The following is a 15,003-nucleotide window of genomic DNA, read 5'->3' as shown; positions in this document are numbered from 1 at the left end:
TATGTCTGCAAAGGTCGATGAATCAACGACCCCCGCATCGTCCGCAGCCTCCGCAACGGGCGCAGCCTCCACAACGAGCACAGCCTCCGCATCCTGCACAGCGGGCACAACCACCGCACCCCCCACAGCGGGCACAGCCTCCACATCCGCCACAACCGAAGCAACTGAAGCAGCCGAAACATCCTCCAAGTCCGAATCCAAGGCCGACACACAAACGCGCATCATTCGAATATGCTTCTGCCTGCTGACTCGGGACTAATTGTTGAGCATGAAATTCACCGACATCTAAGTTCTGAATTTGATTTTGAAATTCATTCAACTTTTTTCCCCTCCATCGTTCCAGTCTTTGTGCGCTGAAAACACAAAGCACTACGTTCACAACAACGTATGATGAAAGCCTATGGATTGTTACTGATGAGGGAATTGCACATTCAACGAACGCTCCCGATTGTGGAAGACTCAGTTTCGAAATGTTCCGGGGGTTCGTTTGCCATGGTGCGCGTCAGGGGTGGTTGGGAAGCAACTCGCTTTCCTGTGGGGGAGTGGCGAGCTTCCTCGGGCTAATGCCCTGCGGGATCTCGCCGATCTCCTTTCTCCCACGGGAGTCTCGCAGCTCCCCAACCACCCCTTTTATAGTATGGAGAAACGAACCCCAATACCAGGAAGGAGCATCTTTCACCATCACTACCTATAGTAAGAAAACGCTCTATAACAAGCGGTTATGATCACTATTCATACGATGGAGATAAATGTTATAGCTTCTAATACGTATAGGAAGCACCTAATTCTGAAATTAGTTTCGAGACACTTATATGGCAAAGGGGCGGAGGGGAATGGCGAGACTCCTGCGGGAAAAAAGTGCAGGGTGAGACCCCACAGGACGCAGTCCGAGGAGGCTCAGCGCGCTCCCGCGGAAAGCGAGCTATTCCCCGTAGCCCCTATCCACAGCACAAAAGTCTCGAAATAAAGTCTTATAGAAACCTGCCAGTTCTTTGAAGACATAGTTTCGAGATAATAAAATATCAACCACTAACTTTAACAAATCCTTTTTTAAAATGGATTAAATGATTTCTAATTCATCAAGCATAGAGGCTACTTTTTCACCGTTGTCCAAAACTCCAGGATCTCAATGGGACTCCAACTCCCAATCAAACCACCTCCCATGACCATCCGTTTCACCGATCGTCACCGTCTTAAAAACGCCACTCACTACAGAATCGACATGAAGCTTTCGGTCATTCATATTGTTGTAGATATGAAACACATCTCTTTGCTGTCCGATTTGACTCACTTTCTGAAGAAGGTCCCTTTTAACGGTTGGCGGCATCTGGTTGGCTACGTGGGTATGAAAGATACATAGAGTCGAGTCCTCTGGCATTTGATCTGCAAGTGAAGAAAGCATGGATACGCCATCCCCTTCCTTCAGTACCGGCGGGTTGGATCTCAGTTGTTGAACGGCTGCTTCGAAGTTTTTCCTGCGGTCCTCATGTTCGGGCCAGATCAGTGCTTTCAACCATTGAACATCGTCTTCCTGTGTCAAATCACTGACGTGCAAGTCGATGCCTACCCGTTCTTTCACAGGAGGGGTCCCTTCGAGTAAATATTGAGAAAGCGATCCCCTTCTCACCTTCGAAGCGAGATGAACATAGGAATCCCTTCTTCCGTATATGTGATGATGGTCTTCATAGGAATAGCTGTACTGATCCCACAGCAGCTGCAGCCCGGCACTTGTTCCAATTTCAATGAGCGATAGAGGCTTTTTCGTCTGTAGATGAATGAAACAAAAGACGGGATAAAGATAGGCGCACCGGCGAACCTCGTTGGTCTGTACCCGCTTTGTTTTCAGCAGAGTAAAGATTGCATCTTTCTTCTCTATACAGAAAGCCTTAAAGGCAGGAAAAGGATTTTGATTTCGTATTGGTGCGTCCGTGATGCTACGGTAAAAGTTTGCGAGCTCATGGTCAGAGTCCTGCAAGAGTAACTGGTGCACGGCAGCAAAGAGGAGGTTAGGAACCGGCTGTCCCTCGCGTGCTTCCAAACATAATCGTAAGAGTTCCTCATCTTCAGCGATTTGCACGGATAATTGCTTGTACAGTTCACTTGATCCTTCACACTCATTCCTTGCAAAATCAAGGAACATTGCAGCTATCTTTTTCGTATTCATACGGTTTCTTCCCACCTTTCGATCACGTTTTTCATTCGTTTATCTGTTTAGGACCATCGAGTCAATGACTTCTTCATCCTGTTTATGTAAAAGTTTAATTTCATTGTGCGATGTTCTCTCTTTTTCTGTGTACCAGATATACAGCCCCTCATATTGGTGCTTGACGATATCATTTCCAGAAAGCGTGGCTGTTACATCGACCATGGATGCTTTTGTATCCCCCACTTTAACGATTCGCTCGTCTCCGTTTCGAACCACACCATAAATGAGATGGTCGCCATGAACGAAAAGACGATTCAACTGATCACCCAGTCTTTCCTTATCCAAAGGGTTGAAGGACAACATTCCTGCCTCCCAGCCGAATAAACGGTCTTGAACATAAGCAGCTCCTATATGCATGTCATCCTGGATAAAAAAGAATAAAGCTTCTCCATTCATTCGTTTCCCAGGGATCAGGGTGAGCCCCTCTTTGACAGCGTGGAGCGCTTCCTGCGGCTCATCGTAAGCATCTGATTTTTCAACTGCAATCCAAACACTGATGAAAAGGAGAATGATGGTTGTGAATGAAAGGATTCCTCTAATTTTCAAAATCATCACATCCTTCTATGGTTTTTAACATGGGTGTATCCTTATTCTGGTAACGCTCTCCACCAAAACATAACATACCACTTCTCTCCTGGAAAGAAGGAAGGACAGCCACTCCTTCCCATAAAAAAAAGGCTGAAGGAATCAACCTCCAAGCCTGTATTCATTCCTACTGACCGGGTGTTGCTGGTCTATTTTAAAACAGAAATCTTTTAAGAAAGTTGATCGCGGTCAGGAGCCAACGGCGGTTGTTCGAGCCAGCCCTTTTTGATACTCAGTTCAGCTCCATCAGATGCAAACCTGGCTGTCTCCACTGCGAGACGGGCAAAAGAGAGAGATAAATCTTTTCTTGCGATTTGTGATAGAGCAGCTCCATAGTTGGATAACCCGCTCCCAGATGCCAAACCGGTATGATAGTGCATGAGACGATCGGAGAACACAGGAATGGTGGACTCCATGACCTCCGGATCCCACAACTGTGGTGCAGGGAGATCCTCATCGATCAGCTTATTGATAAAGATATCGATATGTTTATGGGAGATCTTTCTCCCCCTGACGAGATATTCTTTCAATTCCTCTGATTTTGCAGACTGGCTGAAAGCGATCATCAAGGATTTTCCGAGCATATTGGTATCCAAGTTAATGTAGAGCTCTTTGATTTCCTGAGCAGAAATCGCCCTCTGTTTCCCTCTCACTTTTCCAAGAAACGCTTTATCTTCAACAAAGGTCACCTCTGTCGGCATGGGTATACTTGGGGTTCGGATGACAATTCCTTTTTCAAGCAGCGCTTCAATGGCGTCATTAAAAACCTTTACATACTCCTCCATGTTCTTTTTAAGGAACATCCGAATGTCTCTTCGGTGAGAAGCAAATAAAGCATTGGAATAATTAATGATGGAAGAACGACTCATTTCTTTTAAGTAGAACAAATAAAACTTGTCAGAAAACATCCGGGGGGCATCCAGAAAAACATCGTGTTGCCCGAACCCATGGGGCACCTTCATGCCTTCCTGAGTGAAGATTTCTTGATAAGCTGATATCCTTTCCTTGGTCAATGCTGCGTTTTCTCCAAGTAATTTTTTAGCATCCCGGTCGATGACGTGGTTTTGAAAACCTTCCATCACTACATTTAACATCGTCTCTCCTATGTAACCGGCCCATAGTACTCCGATCTCTCCCGAAGTTAACGGGACAATCCGACCATCCTGACTCATGATTATTAACCTCCCTAGTTTCGTTGTGCTGTAGAAAAGTATTGAAACCAAAAACGGAATTCATCGAAAAATACTGCTGGTGTTAATTCGATGTTGTCGAAAAAATCCTCCAATACCTCTTCCTCCACATCATCCAACAGCCCCGTCACGTACAAAGGGGTTTGAAAACGACTGTACATCTGTTCATATCCGTAAGTTTCAAAGACATCTTTCATTTGTTCTTCCGTCATGCGCGCACACTCCTTTTCTATAGAGTGGCACGATTCCTCCATCCGTATTCTACTTTCCTAATGAATGCTTGATACAGAGCGTTTTATGCCTTCTTAGGCAGGGATTGGGGAACGCTCAGTGTAAGTCCACCCCATACGTAGTGGATCCCCCTTTTAGGTCCAGTAGAAAGGGCTATATGTCATGGTGTCACGCTAGGAATGACCGTTATAGAGGTACATTTACTGAATTACCTGTAGCAAGCATGAAAAGCTGGATATACTTTAAGAGGTTTCGAGACACTTATATGGTAAAGGGGCGGAGGGAAACAGTGAGACTCCTATGGGACGTGTGAGACAGGTGAGACCCCGGAGGACGAAGTCCGAGGAGGATCACCGCCCGCCCCATGGAAAGCGAACGGTTTCCCGGAGCCCCTAAACTCACACAAGCATATCGAACCTGAGTCATTTTGGATGGGTTATAATGGTGGAAACGTTGGTGGGAAGGAGTGGTGAAGGTGCCTGTGATTGTTCATCAGATACTGATTGAAGCACCAGCACATGTGTGTTTCGACCTTGCAAGAAATGTAGATGTCCATACTCAAACGACCAGGAAGACAAACGAAAAAGCAGTGGCCGGGGTTACGGAAGGTTGGATGGAAGAAGGCGATCAGGTGACATGGGAAGCGACACATTTCGGCATTCGCCAACGACTGACGGCACAGATAACAGAAATGGACCGCCCGCATCGCTTTGTCGATGTGATGGTGAAAGGAGCATTCCACTCGTTCACCCACACGCATGAGTTTTTCGAACAAGCCGAGGGTACGTTGATGGTGGACACATTTGACTATCGTTCCCCATTTGGTGCCCTCGGTGTAGTTGCCGACCGATTGTTCCTGGAAGAATACATGAGAGGGTTCATCGAACTTCGTGCCCATGAATTGAAAAAGATGGCAGAAGAAGAAAAAGGCCCAGAGTTAAACTCTGAGCCATGATCTCTTATGGGGTGAGCGTCAAAACCTCGCCGTCCACATCATCGGTGGAAGTCAGGTGATAGTCCCCTTCCACCCAATCGTCCAGTTGATCATGGTACCAGTCGCTTCTGAAGTGACCGGACTGCCCTGGTCCGACCACGTGGTACGCTTCGGTAGGATCGGCCATATCGATGACAAAACGCCAGGACGCTCCGTGATTGACGAGCCCTTTGCTATTGAAGCCGGCTGCGCGGACCGTGACGCGGCTGCCGCTGACTGGATGAGGATCGCCTGGATTCAGAAATCGTTCAAGATATCCGATGCTTGAGAGCGGATGGGTGAATTCCACCGCATGTGCTGCCCCCCATGTCCATTGAGAAGGATCTTCACCAAACTCCTCCTTCACCTCATTCACAGTCGCAAGAAAAGCTTCAGAAATTAAAGTTTCCATGCCTCCAGCTTTTTGGACCCAACGGGATTCTTCACCCTTTCGCAGCAGTTCGTCGGTGGTCTGCCCAGATCCCTCAAAAAATTTTTGAATACTTCTAGGAAGGTCGACATTATAAAGTTCATCCTCGATGTTCGCCATCCACCGATGGAAAATCAACGGCTGGGCGAGATCTCGATCATCTTCCCTGTTCCACTCGGTCATCAGCGCAATGATCTCTTCTTCAAGGGGTGTCACAGGTTCGACCTGCTGAATGAGGAATGGCAAAAATTCTTCTGCCTGAAGATTCTTCACATCCATCTGCATCGCTTGGAACTGCTCGATGGTCAGCTCCTTTTCTCCTTGAAGCATTTGGCTGATGCGCGCATAGCGGTACGGCTGGGCCCAATTGTGGCTGATGTGGTACGGATATTCGTCTGTAGTGATTTTATTGTTCGCAGTCGCGATGAACCCTTCTTCCGGGTTCACGTTTCGAGGCAGTTCATCAAAAGGCACGAAACCCTGCCACTCATCCTCAGACTCCCATCCCCTCATCGGAAGTAACGCATCTTCCGGCTCGTTGTAAATCGGAACCTGCCCATTCGCCTTGTAAGCAATCGTTCCATCTTTTCCGGCAAAAACAAAATTTTGTGCAGGAACGAGGAATTTCTCCAACCCTTTTTCAAACGACTCCCAATCCTCGGCCCGGTTCATTTCAAGCACCGCTTCGAGTTCTGTCGTCGCATCAAGAGCGGTCCATCGTAACGAGAGCAGCGTATCTTTTCCGGACTCGCGTGCATAATCGCTGACGACAGGACCATGCCGGGTCTCCACGACCTCAAGATCGACAGGATCTCCATCTTTCACGTGTATCGTTTCTGTAAAAACATCCGCCTCTTCCCACTCGTCTTCATATAAAAATTGGTGCGGATGCTCGGGGTTCCTTTTTTCTAAGTACAGCTGCTGCACGTCCGGGCCGACGTTGGTCACACCCCAGGCGATGTTGTCGTTATGGCCGAGGATGATGCCGGGAATCCCTGCAAAAATAACTCCAGAAACGTTGTAACCCGGAGCTTCCAAATGCATTTGATACCAGATGGAAGGGGTCGCCATCCCGAGGTGGGGGTCATCGGCGAGCATCGGCGCTCCAGATGCTGTACGTTCGCCGCTCACGACCCAGTTGTTGCTGCCGTTGAATTCATTCGGAATGATGACGTTGGCGAAACTTTTTTCAATATCCACCGCATCTGCTTCTGCAAGAACCGTCGGGGCATCTTCAGGATAGGTCGGGAAAAGTTCGTAGGCTTCCTCTTCACTGAAGTTCTGAAGCAAATAATAGTTGAACGCCTGCCGCTCCCAGTGGCCACCAAGGTCGAACGCCATGTATTTGCCGATCGTCAACGAATCGACAGGCGTCCAAGGCTCAGGATTGATGTTCATCATCGCAAACTCCGGAGGCAGCGGCTCCGTTTCCATGTACGCATTGACTCCTTCCGCAAACGCTTCAAGGCTTTGGATGGCTTCATCAGAATAAATAGCGAGGGATTTTTCGGCCGCACGCCGGAGGCCAAGTGTCCGAAAATAACGGTCCTGATCGATCGTTGCCTCCCCGACCACTTCACTCAACCTCCCGGATGCCTGTCTGCGTGCAAGCTCCATTTGAAAGAGCCGGTCCTGGGCTTGCACATACCCTTGCGCACGAAAAACATCAAGTTCATTTTCCGCCTGAATATGGGGCACTCCCTGGTCATCCCTTGTCACGGTCACGGACGCTTCCAGTCCTGCGAGTGATTTCTCCCCGTTGGTTGCAGGCAGGCTCCTCAATGTGTAAGCGTTTACAAAAATGACAGCACTAACAATCAATAACACGATGATGCCGAGTGTCATCCAAGTGACCTTTTTCCAACGTGGCCTCCTCTTTTTCTGTGGGTCTATCTGTCTTGCTGTCTCCATTCCCCCACCTCCAGAACTTTCCTCCATTATATCTCATTTTCGAGAAAAATAGATTAAGGAATTTTCGAAACGGGTATGAGACGAATGTGCTTGACTTTGGAGGTGTTAGAATGGAAAAAATTAAAATTAGCAATACAACCATGGAAGCGAGCCGCATCGGCCTTGGCACATGGGCGATTGGCGGCTGGATGTGGGGAGGCACGGATGAAGAACAATCCGTAAAAACGATCCATTCCGCGCTTGACCAGGGCATCAACTTGATCGATACCGCACCTGCTTATGGGTTCGGACGCTCAGAAGAAATCATCGGAAAAGCTGTCGAACAATACGGACGACGCGAAGACCTTCTGCTTGCGACGAAAGTAGGCATTGACTGGAACGAAGACTCCGTTTTCCGTAATGCCAGCAAAGAACGCATCCATAAAGAAGTCGAAGATTCATTGAAACGATTGAAAACCGATTACATCGATATCTATCAAGTCCATTGGCCGGATCCGATCACACCGATCCACGAAACGGCAGAAGCCCTTTCCTACCTTTACAAACAAGGAAAAATACGCGCCATCGGTGTCAGCAACTTTTCACCAGAACAAATGGACATCTTCCGGGAAGCGGCCCCACTGCACACGTTGCAGCCACCGTACAACCTGTTCGAACGGGAGATCGAATCGAAGACGCTGCCTTACACCCAGGACCATGACATCACGACCATCTCCTACGGTTCCTTATGCCGCGGGTTGTTGTCAGGAAAAATGTCCACAAACCGAGAGTTTGAAGGCGATGACTTGAGGAACAATGATCCGAAGTTCCAATCTTCACGTTTCAAGCAGTACTTGAACGCTGTAAGTGAACTCGAACAGCTGGCCGAAAACCGTTTTGGAAAAAGCGTGCTGCAGCTGGCGATCCGCTGGGTGCTTGACCAGCCAGGATCCGGCATCGCTCTTATGGGAGGACGCCGCCCGGATCAGCTTAACCCGATCGACGGTGTCGACAGCTTTACGATCGATGAAGAAACAAGACACGATATTGATGAAATCTTGCTGAAGCACGTCAACGATCCTGTAGGACCAGAATTCATGGCTCCCCCTGACCGTCAAGAATTAGGAATCAGATAATATTTGTACGAACCCTCTCGTGGGAGGGTTCGTTTTTTATGTTACAGGACATTGAAGGAGAGTTAGGGAACGTTGAGCTGGTGGTAGAGGACGTTAAAGCCGCGTTATAGGACATTGAGCTGACGGTAGAGGACGATGAGATCGCTTTACAGGACATGGAAAGATAGAACAAGAATTCCGATAAAAGTTTAGAAACTTTTATTCTCGTCAATCGTATAAAAGACAGAATCAGAAACTCAGGAGGTACATGTTTATGGATATCGTCATTTGGGTGATTATCATCGCCTGTTTCCTAGCAAGTTTTGCAAGTGTCATCTTCCCGATCATACCTGCACCGCTCGTGCTATGGATCGGATTCCTTGCTTATGCGTTTTTCATCAATGGCAGCGGTCTGTCGGTCTTCTTCTGGATCGGAGCTGTGGTCTTAACGATACTTCTCATCGTCTCAGACATCATTGCTAACAGTTATTTCGTGAAAAAGTACGGCGGGAGTAAATGGGGCGAACGGTCGGCCGCCATCGGTGTCATCATCGGATCGTTCATTATTCCGCCGTTCGGCATCATTCTCATTCCATTCGTGCTTGTCATCGTTGTAGAACTCATCCAGAAACGATCGTCGGAAGAGGCCTTCAAAGCAGCCATCGGATCACTGTTCGGATTTCTCAGTGGAACAGTGGCTAAGATTATCATTCAAGCGATTCTCATCATTTGGTTTTTCTTTGATATTTAAAAACGATAAAAAATCTCAGAGTTTATTGCTCTGAGATTTTTTATTTAGCTGATGTATGTATGAATCTTACAGATGACATCTCCACAATCGTGCCGTAAAGTTAAGCATGGATGTCATCGCTTTCGGTTTGGCCCTTCTTCGTTGGTGCATCTTTTGTAACATAAGTCCCTCCGATAAAATCATGAATCGCTCGTTTATCTTCTCTTAATCCAACCATAAAGGCACTGACGACAAGAGCGATCCCGAACGTTACAAAATACAGAACCCATCCTCCGATTTCTCGTCTAACGATCGTAATAAAGTCCACATCCGCACCATCAATTCTGACGATTCTGTTCCCTAAAGCTTTCCTGCCAAGCGTATAGCCGTGCCAGATCGGTGGTAAAAAAAGAGCATAAAAGATTGCCAGCACATCGGTGACCGTGAACCGATCAGCAGAAGTCGAAAACTCCCCAGTAATGACACCGAATATCCCCGCTAAAATAAAGCCATCCACAAACCTTGATGAAACTCTGTTCCAAAAACCAGCTGGATTTTCCAAACCTCTCTCCCCTTTGTTCTCCATCTATGCAGCCTTTTGTTTCTCCTCCATATTTATACTCATTATGATGGATGATATTGGTATGTTCAAACCATGGCTATTCACTAAAATGAGAAGAATGGCGGATAAGATGAACTAAGCTTTTTTCTTACAATCTTCATAAAAAAGAAAATCTCAGAGAATTAATTCTCTGAGATTTATTCAAACCCTATCAATACTTGCAGATGAGTAAACCATGCCTTTCTCTCCACATAGAATGGCGTTTATGAAACATCGGTTACTGGAGTATTGTTTGTCTTCTGGGTCTTTTCTTTTGATAGAAACCAACCACCAACCGCAATCAACAATAGAACGGACCAAAACGTGATTTTCCATGGAGCGCTTTTCGCAAAACCTTCGGAAAGTACGGCGATCTCCGGGTGAGCCAATGTATAAACGGCAAGTTTCACTCCTACCCAGCCGACGATCATGTAAGCCGCTGTTTCAAGACCCGGCCGAGAATCAAGCAAACCGACAAATCGACTGGCCGCAAAACGCATAATGATCAGCCCGATAATACCTCCAGCTAGAATGACAGCAAAGTGACCGCCATCCAGACCACCAACTTGCGGGAGACTTGTCAAAGGAAGGGTTACAGCTAAGGCTACCGCAGCTAAAATGGCATCCACAGCAAAAGCAATGTCAGCAAGCTCTACTTTAACAACGGTCATCCAAAATCCAGATCCCTTTTTCTCCGTGACTTCGGTTCGTTTGATCTTAGGTTTAAGCACATGCTTTTTCAACAAATGATAAGCGGCAATTCCGATAAGATACATCGCCCCGATGGCCTGAACCTGCCAGATATTGACGAGGTAAGAAATGAGGAATAATGAGCCGAATCGGAACAAAAATGCACCCGCAAGCCCGTAAAATAAGGCTTTCTTTCTCTTATTCTCAGGAAGATGTTTCACCATTGTCGCGATGACGAGCGCATTATCCGCAGCAAGAATTCCTTCGAGACCAATCAAAATCAGCAACACCCAGCCGTATTCCATAAGTAAACCAAAGTCCATTTTTCTTTACTCCTTATTTATCATGTTTTAATTAAAAATGATTTCATCATGATCAAAACTCTTAGCATTGTTCTCATAGACCAGTCTTGTCTGAAGTTTATAGGACCTCCCCTCAGATAATGGCGGAAGTTCATCAGGCATTTCGTAACGGAAAGGATACTTCCCGTACCCTCCTGCTTCTATGGTCCTAGTCATCAGCACAGTCGTAACAGGTTCTACAAGTGTCGCCTTCTTCCCGGGCTCAACAACAACTAAATCACATTCCAGGCGGTTAATCTTCTGTTTCCTAAAGCCTCCATACAGATGGAAGGTCCCAGACAGGACGTGAGGTTCCTCTTTTTTTGAATCGAGAACGAGATCCACCTTCGGGGTAATGATCCTTAAACCATTCAACCAATTTTTCAACAATGAAGATCCCTCCTATAGAATATAAAAAAACCTTTACCGACAGACGGTAAAGGTTTTTGAGCGTTCATTATTATCCCTTTACCATCATGGCAAAGGTCTCGCGAACAACGTTTTACGTTGCCAGGTATGCCGGAGGCCGAATGGGCCACGTAATGACGACATAACTGTAAGCTACTCCCCTTTGGAGTTTATATAAGCTCGTTTGAGCACAGTTTTCACTCGCTTACTGTACCTCAATCATAATGAGTTTTCTGAAAAATGTCAATTCTTTTTTTCTGCATTATGAAACTTTTTTTATTTATGAATATGGCAGGCTTGTGGAAGATTTGATTGCGATACTTTTATTTCTAAAATTATAAATACGGAAGGTTGTAGAAAAAAAACCCTCGTTTCTGGAAGACTTGCTTTCGAGACCTTATGTATAAAACACTATCTAAGACAGCCTCTAGTTTTCTAATTTCTACTCGATACATTCTATTTATGATGCAATTGCTTGCAATGGATTACGATCGAGAGGTTGTCTAGCGTAGACCCCTGAGGAAAGCGACTAGATTCCAATCCATTCAACAATCCCATTCCTAAGAAAAAAGTTGAATCTCGCCGGTAAGACGCGATCCAACTTTACAAAGCAAATGCTCTGGTTTCCTAATTAATAATTTACGACATCTTCTTCTTGTCGTTGTTTTAGATCCTTCTCAGTCTTTTTAATGTCTATTTTCATAAGAATGGAAACAACAAGCGCTAAGAGTATTAAAGCAAGAAAAACGTAAAATACAGCTGTGTAACTATCGGTTCTAGCCCGAATTTGCGAAACAATCATAGGCCCAAATACGCCACCTAGAGACCATGTTGTCAACAAATACCCATGAATGGCTCCGAGTTGTTTCGTTCCAAACAAATCACCAATAAATGCAGGGAGATTAGAGAATCCTCCGCCGTAACAAGTCACAACGAGTAAAATTAATACCTGGAATAAGATGATGTTTGTTGTAATCGGAAGCATGAAAAAAGCAACCGTTTGTATTAAGAAAAAGATCAGAAAAACATTAGGGCGGCCAATATAGTCTGAAGCTGTTGCCCAGCCAAGACGACCTCCACCATTAAACACACCCATAATTCCGACCATAGTGGCAGCTGCAGCAGCTGATAATCCCACAACTTCTTGGGCCATCGGTGAAGCAACTGAAATCATCATAATTCCTGCGGTCGTATTAATAAGCATCATCGTCCAAAGCAGCCAAAAACGCTTTGTTTTAACCGCTTCTTTTGAAGTCAATTGTTGTAAATCCTTTTTATAAACTTTATTCCCTGAGGCCATATTTTTTTTCATGGAAGCTGGCATCCAGCCTTTCGGGGGTGGGGCTATGTAAGAAGCACCTAATATAATAAAAACAAAGTAAGCTACCCCTAATACGTAAAAGGTATTAGATATTCCAATTGCAGTCATTAAAAGGGCTGCAACGGGCGCTGTAATGAGAGCTCCTGTTCCAAAACCAAGTACCGCTAATCCGGTTGCTAAACCTCTTCGGTCAGGGAACCATTTCACAAGAGTTGATACGGGTGAAATATAGCCAATGCCAAGTCCAAGTCCACTTGCTACCCCGTAGCACAATAGGAAAAATGGAAGTGAATCAATCGCGATCGCAATCCCTGAACCGGCTTGTCCTAACCCAAACAAAACACCAGCCAGAATTGCTGATTTTCGTGGACCATTTTTTTCAACAAACTTCCCAAACAATGCTGCGGATGACCCAGCCAGTGCCATCATAATGGTAAATGCAATCGTTACTTGAGTTGGGGTCCAACCCATTTGTTCACTTACGGGGGTGGTATATACGCTATATGCGTAGGCACCTCCGATGGAAAGGTGGATGGAAATAGCTGATAAAGCAATTAACCATCTGTTTTTCATTGCTTGCATATTATGTACCTCCTTCATCTCTTTGTAAGCGGATTCATAAAATAGAATACAATGAGTGAGTATAAAAATCAAACTATTTCAAATTATTTGAAATCAAAAATGAATCAATAATGGTATATGAGTAATCACAAAGTCTTGCTAAGCGATGCTTTTAGAGTGTGAATGATGGTATCCTTAGCATTTTAATTTGTATGTGAAAATTAGAGACGCAATCAAAGCTCCTATGAATATATGGGGTAAAGACGACAATATAATATAATATAATATAATACCTAACATAACTTCTTGCTACCCTCCCTCATTTAGCGCAGATATACTGACTGTTAAGGATTATAGGAGGAGCTTTAGCTAAGCATGACCAATAAACAAACCAATCGCCTTTTTAATACCAAATACATGTCTTCCTAGAACCAACTCTCCTGTTGCTAAGATCAAAGGCGTTACACTTATTGAAAATCATATCGCTTGACCCAATATACTCCCCATTTAAACACTCACCTGTTTGTTCATTTTTCTCAGGAGAGCGTAAAAATGCTTATACTATACGAGAATAGTAAGCTACATCGGCAACTCTGCCGTGTAAATGCGATTCAGGCAACACCGCTACCAACGTAAATCCTAGTTTTTCAATTAACTTTTTTGATGGCATATTTTTATTATCTATAGTAGCAAATAGGCGTTTAAGATTTAATGTGCTTTTACTATGCTCAATGACCGCGGAAACCGCTTCATACGCGAAACCGCCTCCCCAATGCTCCCTCATGAAGCGATAACCAATTTCGCCAAGATAACCTTCTGCTATTTCTGGAATCATTACATCACCGATGAACTCATCCGTATCTTTTAATGCGACCGTCCATTTTGTTTCAGTACGATTCCTAACCATTTCTAACATCGAGTGTTCATCACGAGGGGGATTAATTCCAAGAAATTCTCTTACTTCATCATTGTTAAACATTTTAAGCATATTGGGAATGTCTTTTTCCGCTCTCGGACGTAAAACCAATCGTTCTGTTTGAATTTTCGGTGCTTCTTTTTTTACCATGATTTTTTCCAGCCTTTCGTACATGATATAAATAATCTATCAATGTGAACGGTAATGAACTTCATCGTTTGTATGTTATAAAGGGCGATTGCTCTATTGAACAATCGCCCCCATTACTTGAAGACTTAAACTCGAGATATATCATCACTAATACACCCTTTAGTCTACGGTCACTTATTGTTTGCTTAGTTTAAATGTTTCAGTATTTTCATTCCACTCTACTGTAACTTCGACCTCAGTGTGTTCGGAAACTTTGGCATTCGTAGGATTAGATGTAGCGCTGTCAACAATAGTGCCGTTTTCTTTTAATGTGACGCTTCCTCTTCCGAAACTCCCAAGACTATCTACATTGTAATCAATAGGGCCAACTTCGTTTACATCATCACCTTTGTACTTTAGTACTAACTTTTGGGTTTCATAATCATCACTGGTTTGATTTACTTTTAAGTCAGCACTCCAATTTTCCGTCTCTCCAGAATAATTAAGAGTTTGCGTGCTACAAGAAGCAAGGAGCAGCAATGAAATTAGCAATACCACCAACAACTTTCTGTCCATATAATATCCCTCCTTATATTTATCAATGGCATCCTTGATTAATAAGAAAGGTACTCTCATTATTGAAGTAAAGCCCCGTTTCTTGAAGATTCGAATTCAAGATATTTTAA

The 15,003-nt window shown here is 44.9% G+C and carries 15 protein-coding genes; 3 read left to right on the top strand and 12 right to left on the bottom strand.

The annotated features are described in order from the left end of the window. Positions 1 to 22: 22 nt before the first annotated feature. The 5 genes from ACXACN_RS03150 to ACXACN_RS03130 all read right to left on the bottom strand — a co-directional run bounded on the left by ACXACN_RS03150 (position 23) and on the right by ACXACN_RS03130 (position 4,193). Positions 23 to 319: a hypothetical protein gene (locus ACXACN_RS03150; RefSeq protein WP_474962254.1), complete on the bottom strand. Its 297-nt coding sequence runs from the start codon at positions 317 to 319 to the stop codon at positions 23 to 25. 807 nt (positions 320 to 1,126) lie between these two features. Further along, on the bottom strand, positions 1,127 to 2,164 hold the full coding sequence (locus ACXACN_RS03145; protein ID WP_474962252.1) for a DUF2332 domain-containing protein: 1,038 nt from the start codon (positions 2,162 to 2,164) through the stop codon (positions 1,127 to 1,129). A gap of 39 nt (positions 2,165 to 2,203) precedes the next feature. Further along, positions 2,204 to 2,752 (bottom strand): hypothetical protein, encoded by a 549-nt coding sequence (locus tag ACXACN_RS03140; RefSeq protein ID WP_474962251.1) that lies wholly within the window; start codon positions 2,750 to 2,752, stop codon positions 2,204 to 2,206. A 209-nt stretch (positions 2,753 to 2,961) separates the two neighbouring features. Continuing rightward, complete coding sequence (locus ACXACN_RS03135; protein WP_474962250.1) at positions 2,962 to 3,963, bottom strand: DUF3231 family protein; 1,002 nt, start codon at positions 3,961 to 3,963, stop codon at positions 2,962 to 2,964. Between the two features lie 14 nt (positions 3,964 to 3,977). Then, positions 3,978 to 4,193 (bottom strand): hypothetical protein, encoded by a 216-nt coding sequence (locus ACXACN_RS03130; RefSeq protein WP_474962248.1) that lies wholly within the window; start codon positions 4,191 to 4,193, stop codon positions 3,978 to 3,980. Positions 4,194 to 4,687: 494 nt separating this feature from the next. Between ACXACN_RS03130 and ACXACN_RS03125 the strand changes: the two genes are divergently transcribed. After that, positions 4,688 to 5,167 (top strand): SRPBCC family protein, encoded by a 480-nt coding sequence (locus ACXACN_RS03125; protein WP_474962247.1) that lies wholly within the window; start codon positions 4,688 to 4,690, stop codon positions 5,165 to 5,167. A 4-nt stretch (positions 5,168 to 5,171) separates the two neighbouring features. On the opposite strand, the gene ACXACN_RS03120 is transcribed toward ACXACN_RS03125, so the two are convergent. Further along, entirely contained in the window at positions 5,172 to 7,526 is a 2,355-nt protein-coding gene (locus ACXACN_RS03120) for a penicillin acylase family protein (RefSeq protein ID WP_474962246.1), read from the bottom strand. A gap of 110 nt (positions 7,527 to 7,636) precedes the next feature. On the opposite strand from ACXACN_RS03120, the gene ACXACN_RS03115 reads away from it, so the two are divergent. After that, positions 7,637 to 8,641 carry an aldo/keto reductase gene (locus ACXACN_RS03115; RefSeq protein WP_474962244.1) on the top strand — a complete coding sequence of 335 codons (1,005 nt, stop codon included), beginning with the start codon at positions 7,637 to 7,639 and terminating at the stop codon, positions 8,639 to 8,641. 253 nt (positions 8,642 to 8,894) lie between these two features. Then, on the top strand, positions 8,895 to 9,371 hold the full coding sequence (locus ACXACN_RS03110) for a DUF456 domain-containing protein (RefSeq protein WP_474962242.1): 477 nt from the start codon (positions 8,895 to 8,897) through the stop codon (positions 9,369 to 9,371). Positions 9,372 to 9,471: 100 nt separating this feature from the next. On the opposite strand, the gene ACXACN_RS03105 is transcribed toward ACXACN_RS03110, so the two are convergent. The 6 genes from ACXACN_RS03105 to ACXACN_RS03080 form a co-directional block, all read right to left on the bottom strand. Next, positions 9,472 to 9,912 carry an RDD family protein gene (locus tag ACXACN_RS03105; RefSeq protein ID WP_474962241.1) on the bottom strand — a complete coding sequence of 147 codons (441 nt, stop codon included), beginning with the start codon at positions 9,910 to 9,912 and terminating at the stop codon, positions 9,472 to 9,474. 263 nt (positions 9,913 to 10,175) lie between these two features. Beyond that, complete coding sequence (locus tag ACXACN_RS03100; RefSeq protein WP_474962239.1) at positions 10,176 to 10,964, bottom strand: TerC family protein; 789 nt, start codon at positions 10,962 to 10,964, stop codon at positions 10,176 to 10,178. Positions 10,965 to 10,991: 27 nt separating this feature from the next. After that, complete coding sequence (locus tag ACXACN_RS03095; protein ID WP_474962237.1) at positions 10,992 to 11,372, bottom strand: sporulation protein; 381 nt, start codon at positions 11,370 to 11,372, stop codon at positions 10,992 to 10,994. Positions 11,373 to 12,021: 649 nt separating this feature from the next. Then, positions 12,022 to 13,293, bottom strand: a complete 1,272-nt coding sequence (locus ACXACN_RS03090) for an L-lactate MFS transporter (RefSeq protein WP_474962235.1) — start codon at positions 13,291 to 13,293, stop codon at positions 12,022 to 12,024. Positions 13,294 to 13,828: 535 nt separating this feature from the next. Beyond that, the gene (locus tag ACXACN_RS03085) at positions 13,829 to 14,338 is read right to left on the bottom strand and encodes a GNAT family N-acetyltransferase (protein WP_474962233.1); all 510 of its coding nucleotides are present in this window, start codon (positions 14,336 to 14,338) and stop codon (positions 13,829 to 13,831) included. A 174-nt stretch (positions 14,339 to 14,512) separates the two neighbouring features. Continuing rightward, a complete protein-coding gene (locus ACXACN_RS03080; RefSeq protein WP_474962231.1) occupies positions 14,513 to 14,893 on the bottom strand; it encodes a hypothetical protein in 381 nt (126 codons plus the stop codon). Positions 14,894 to 15,003: the final 110 nt, after the last annotated feature.

The sequence above is a fragment of the Halobacillus sp. AWM4_238 genome (genome assembly GCF_056158265.1).
Note: the sequence above shows the minus strand (reverse complement) of the source record. Positions and strands in the feature narration are given on the sequence as shown.

What these genes read in the sequence shown, in the direction of transcription:
- ACXACN_RS03100 (WP_474962239.1), bottom strand. Translation starts at nt 10,964, where the DNA reads ATGGACTTTGGTTTACTTATGGAATACGGCTGGGTGTTGCTGATTTTG.
- ACXACN_RS03085 (WP_474962233.1), bottom strand. Translation starts at nt 14,338, where the DNA reads ATGGTAAAAAAAGAAGCACCGAAAATTCAAACAGAACGATTGGTTTTA.
- ACXACN_RS03145 (WP_474962252.1), bottom strand. Translation starts at nt 2,164, where the DNA reads ATGAATACGAAAAAGATAGCTGCAATGTTCCTTGATTTTGCAAGGAAT.
- ACXACN_RS03115 (WP_474962244.1), top strand. Translation starts at nt 7,637, where the DNA reads ATGGAAAAAATTAAAATTAGCAATACAACCATGGAAGCGAGCCGCATC.
- ACXACN_RS03135 (WP_474962250.1), bottom strand. Translation starts at nt 3,963, where the DNA reads ATGAGTCAGGATGGTCGGATTGTCCCGTTAACTTCGGGAGAGATCGGA.
- ACXACN_RS03130 (WP_474962248.1), bottom strand. Translation starts at nt 4,193, where the DNA reads ATGACGGAAGAACAAATGAAAGATGTCTTTGAAACTTACGGATATGAA.
- ACXACN_RS03110 (WP_474962242.1), top strand. Translation starts at nt 8,895, where the DNA reads ATGGATATCGTCATTTGGGTGATTATCATCGCCTGTTTCCTAGCAAGT.
- ACXACN_RS03080 (WP_474962231.1), bottom strand. Translation starts at nt 14,893, where the DNA reads ATGGACAGAAAGTTGTTGGTGGTATTGCTAATTTCATTGCTGCTCCTT.
- ACXACN_RS03120 (WP_474962246.1), bottom strand. Translation starts at nt 7,526, where the DNA reads ATGGAGACAGCAAGACAGATAGACCCACAGAAAAAGAGGAGGCCACGT.
- ACXACN_RS03090 (WP_474962235.1), bottom strand. Translation starts at nt 13,293, where the DNA reads ATGCAAGCAATGAAAAACAGATGGTTAATTGCTTTATCAGCTATTTCC.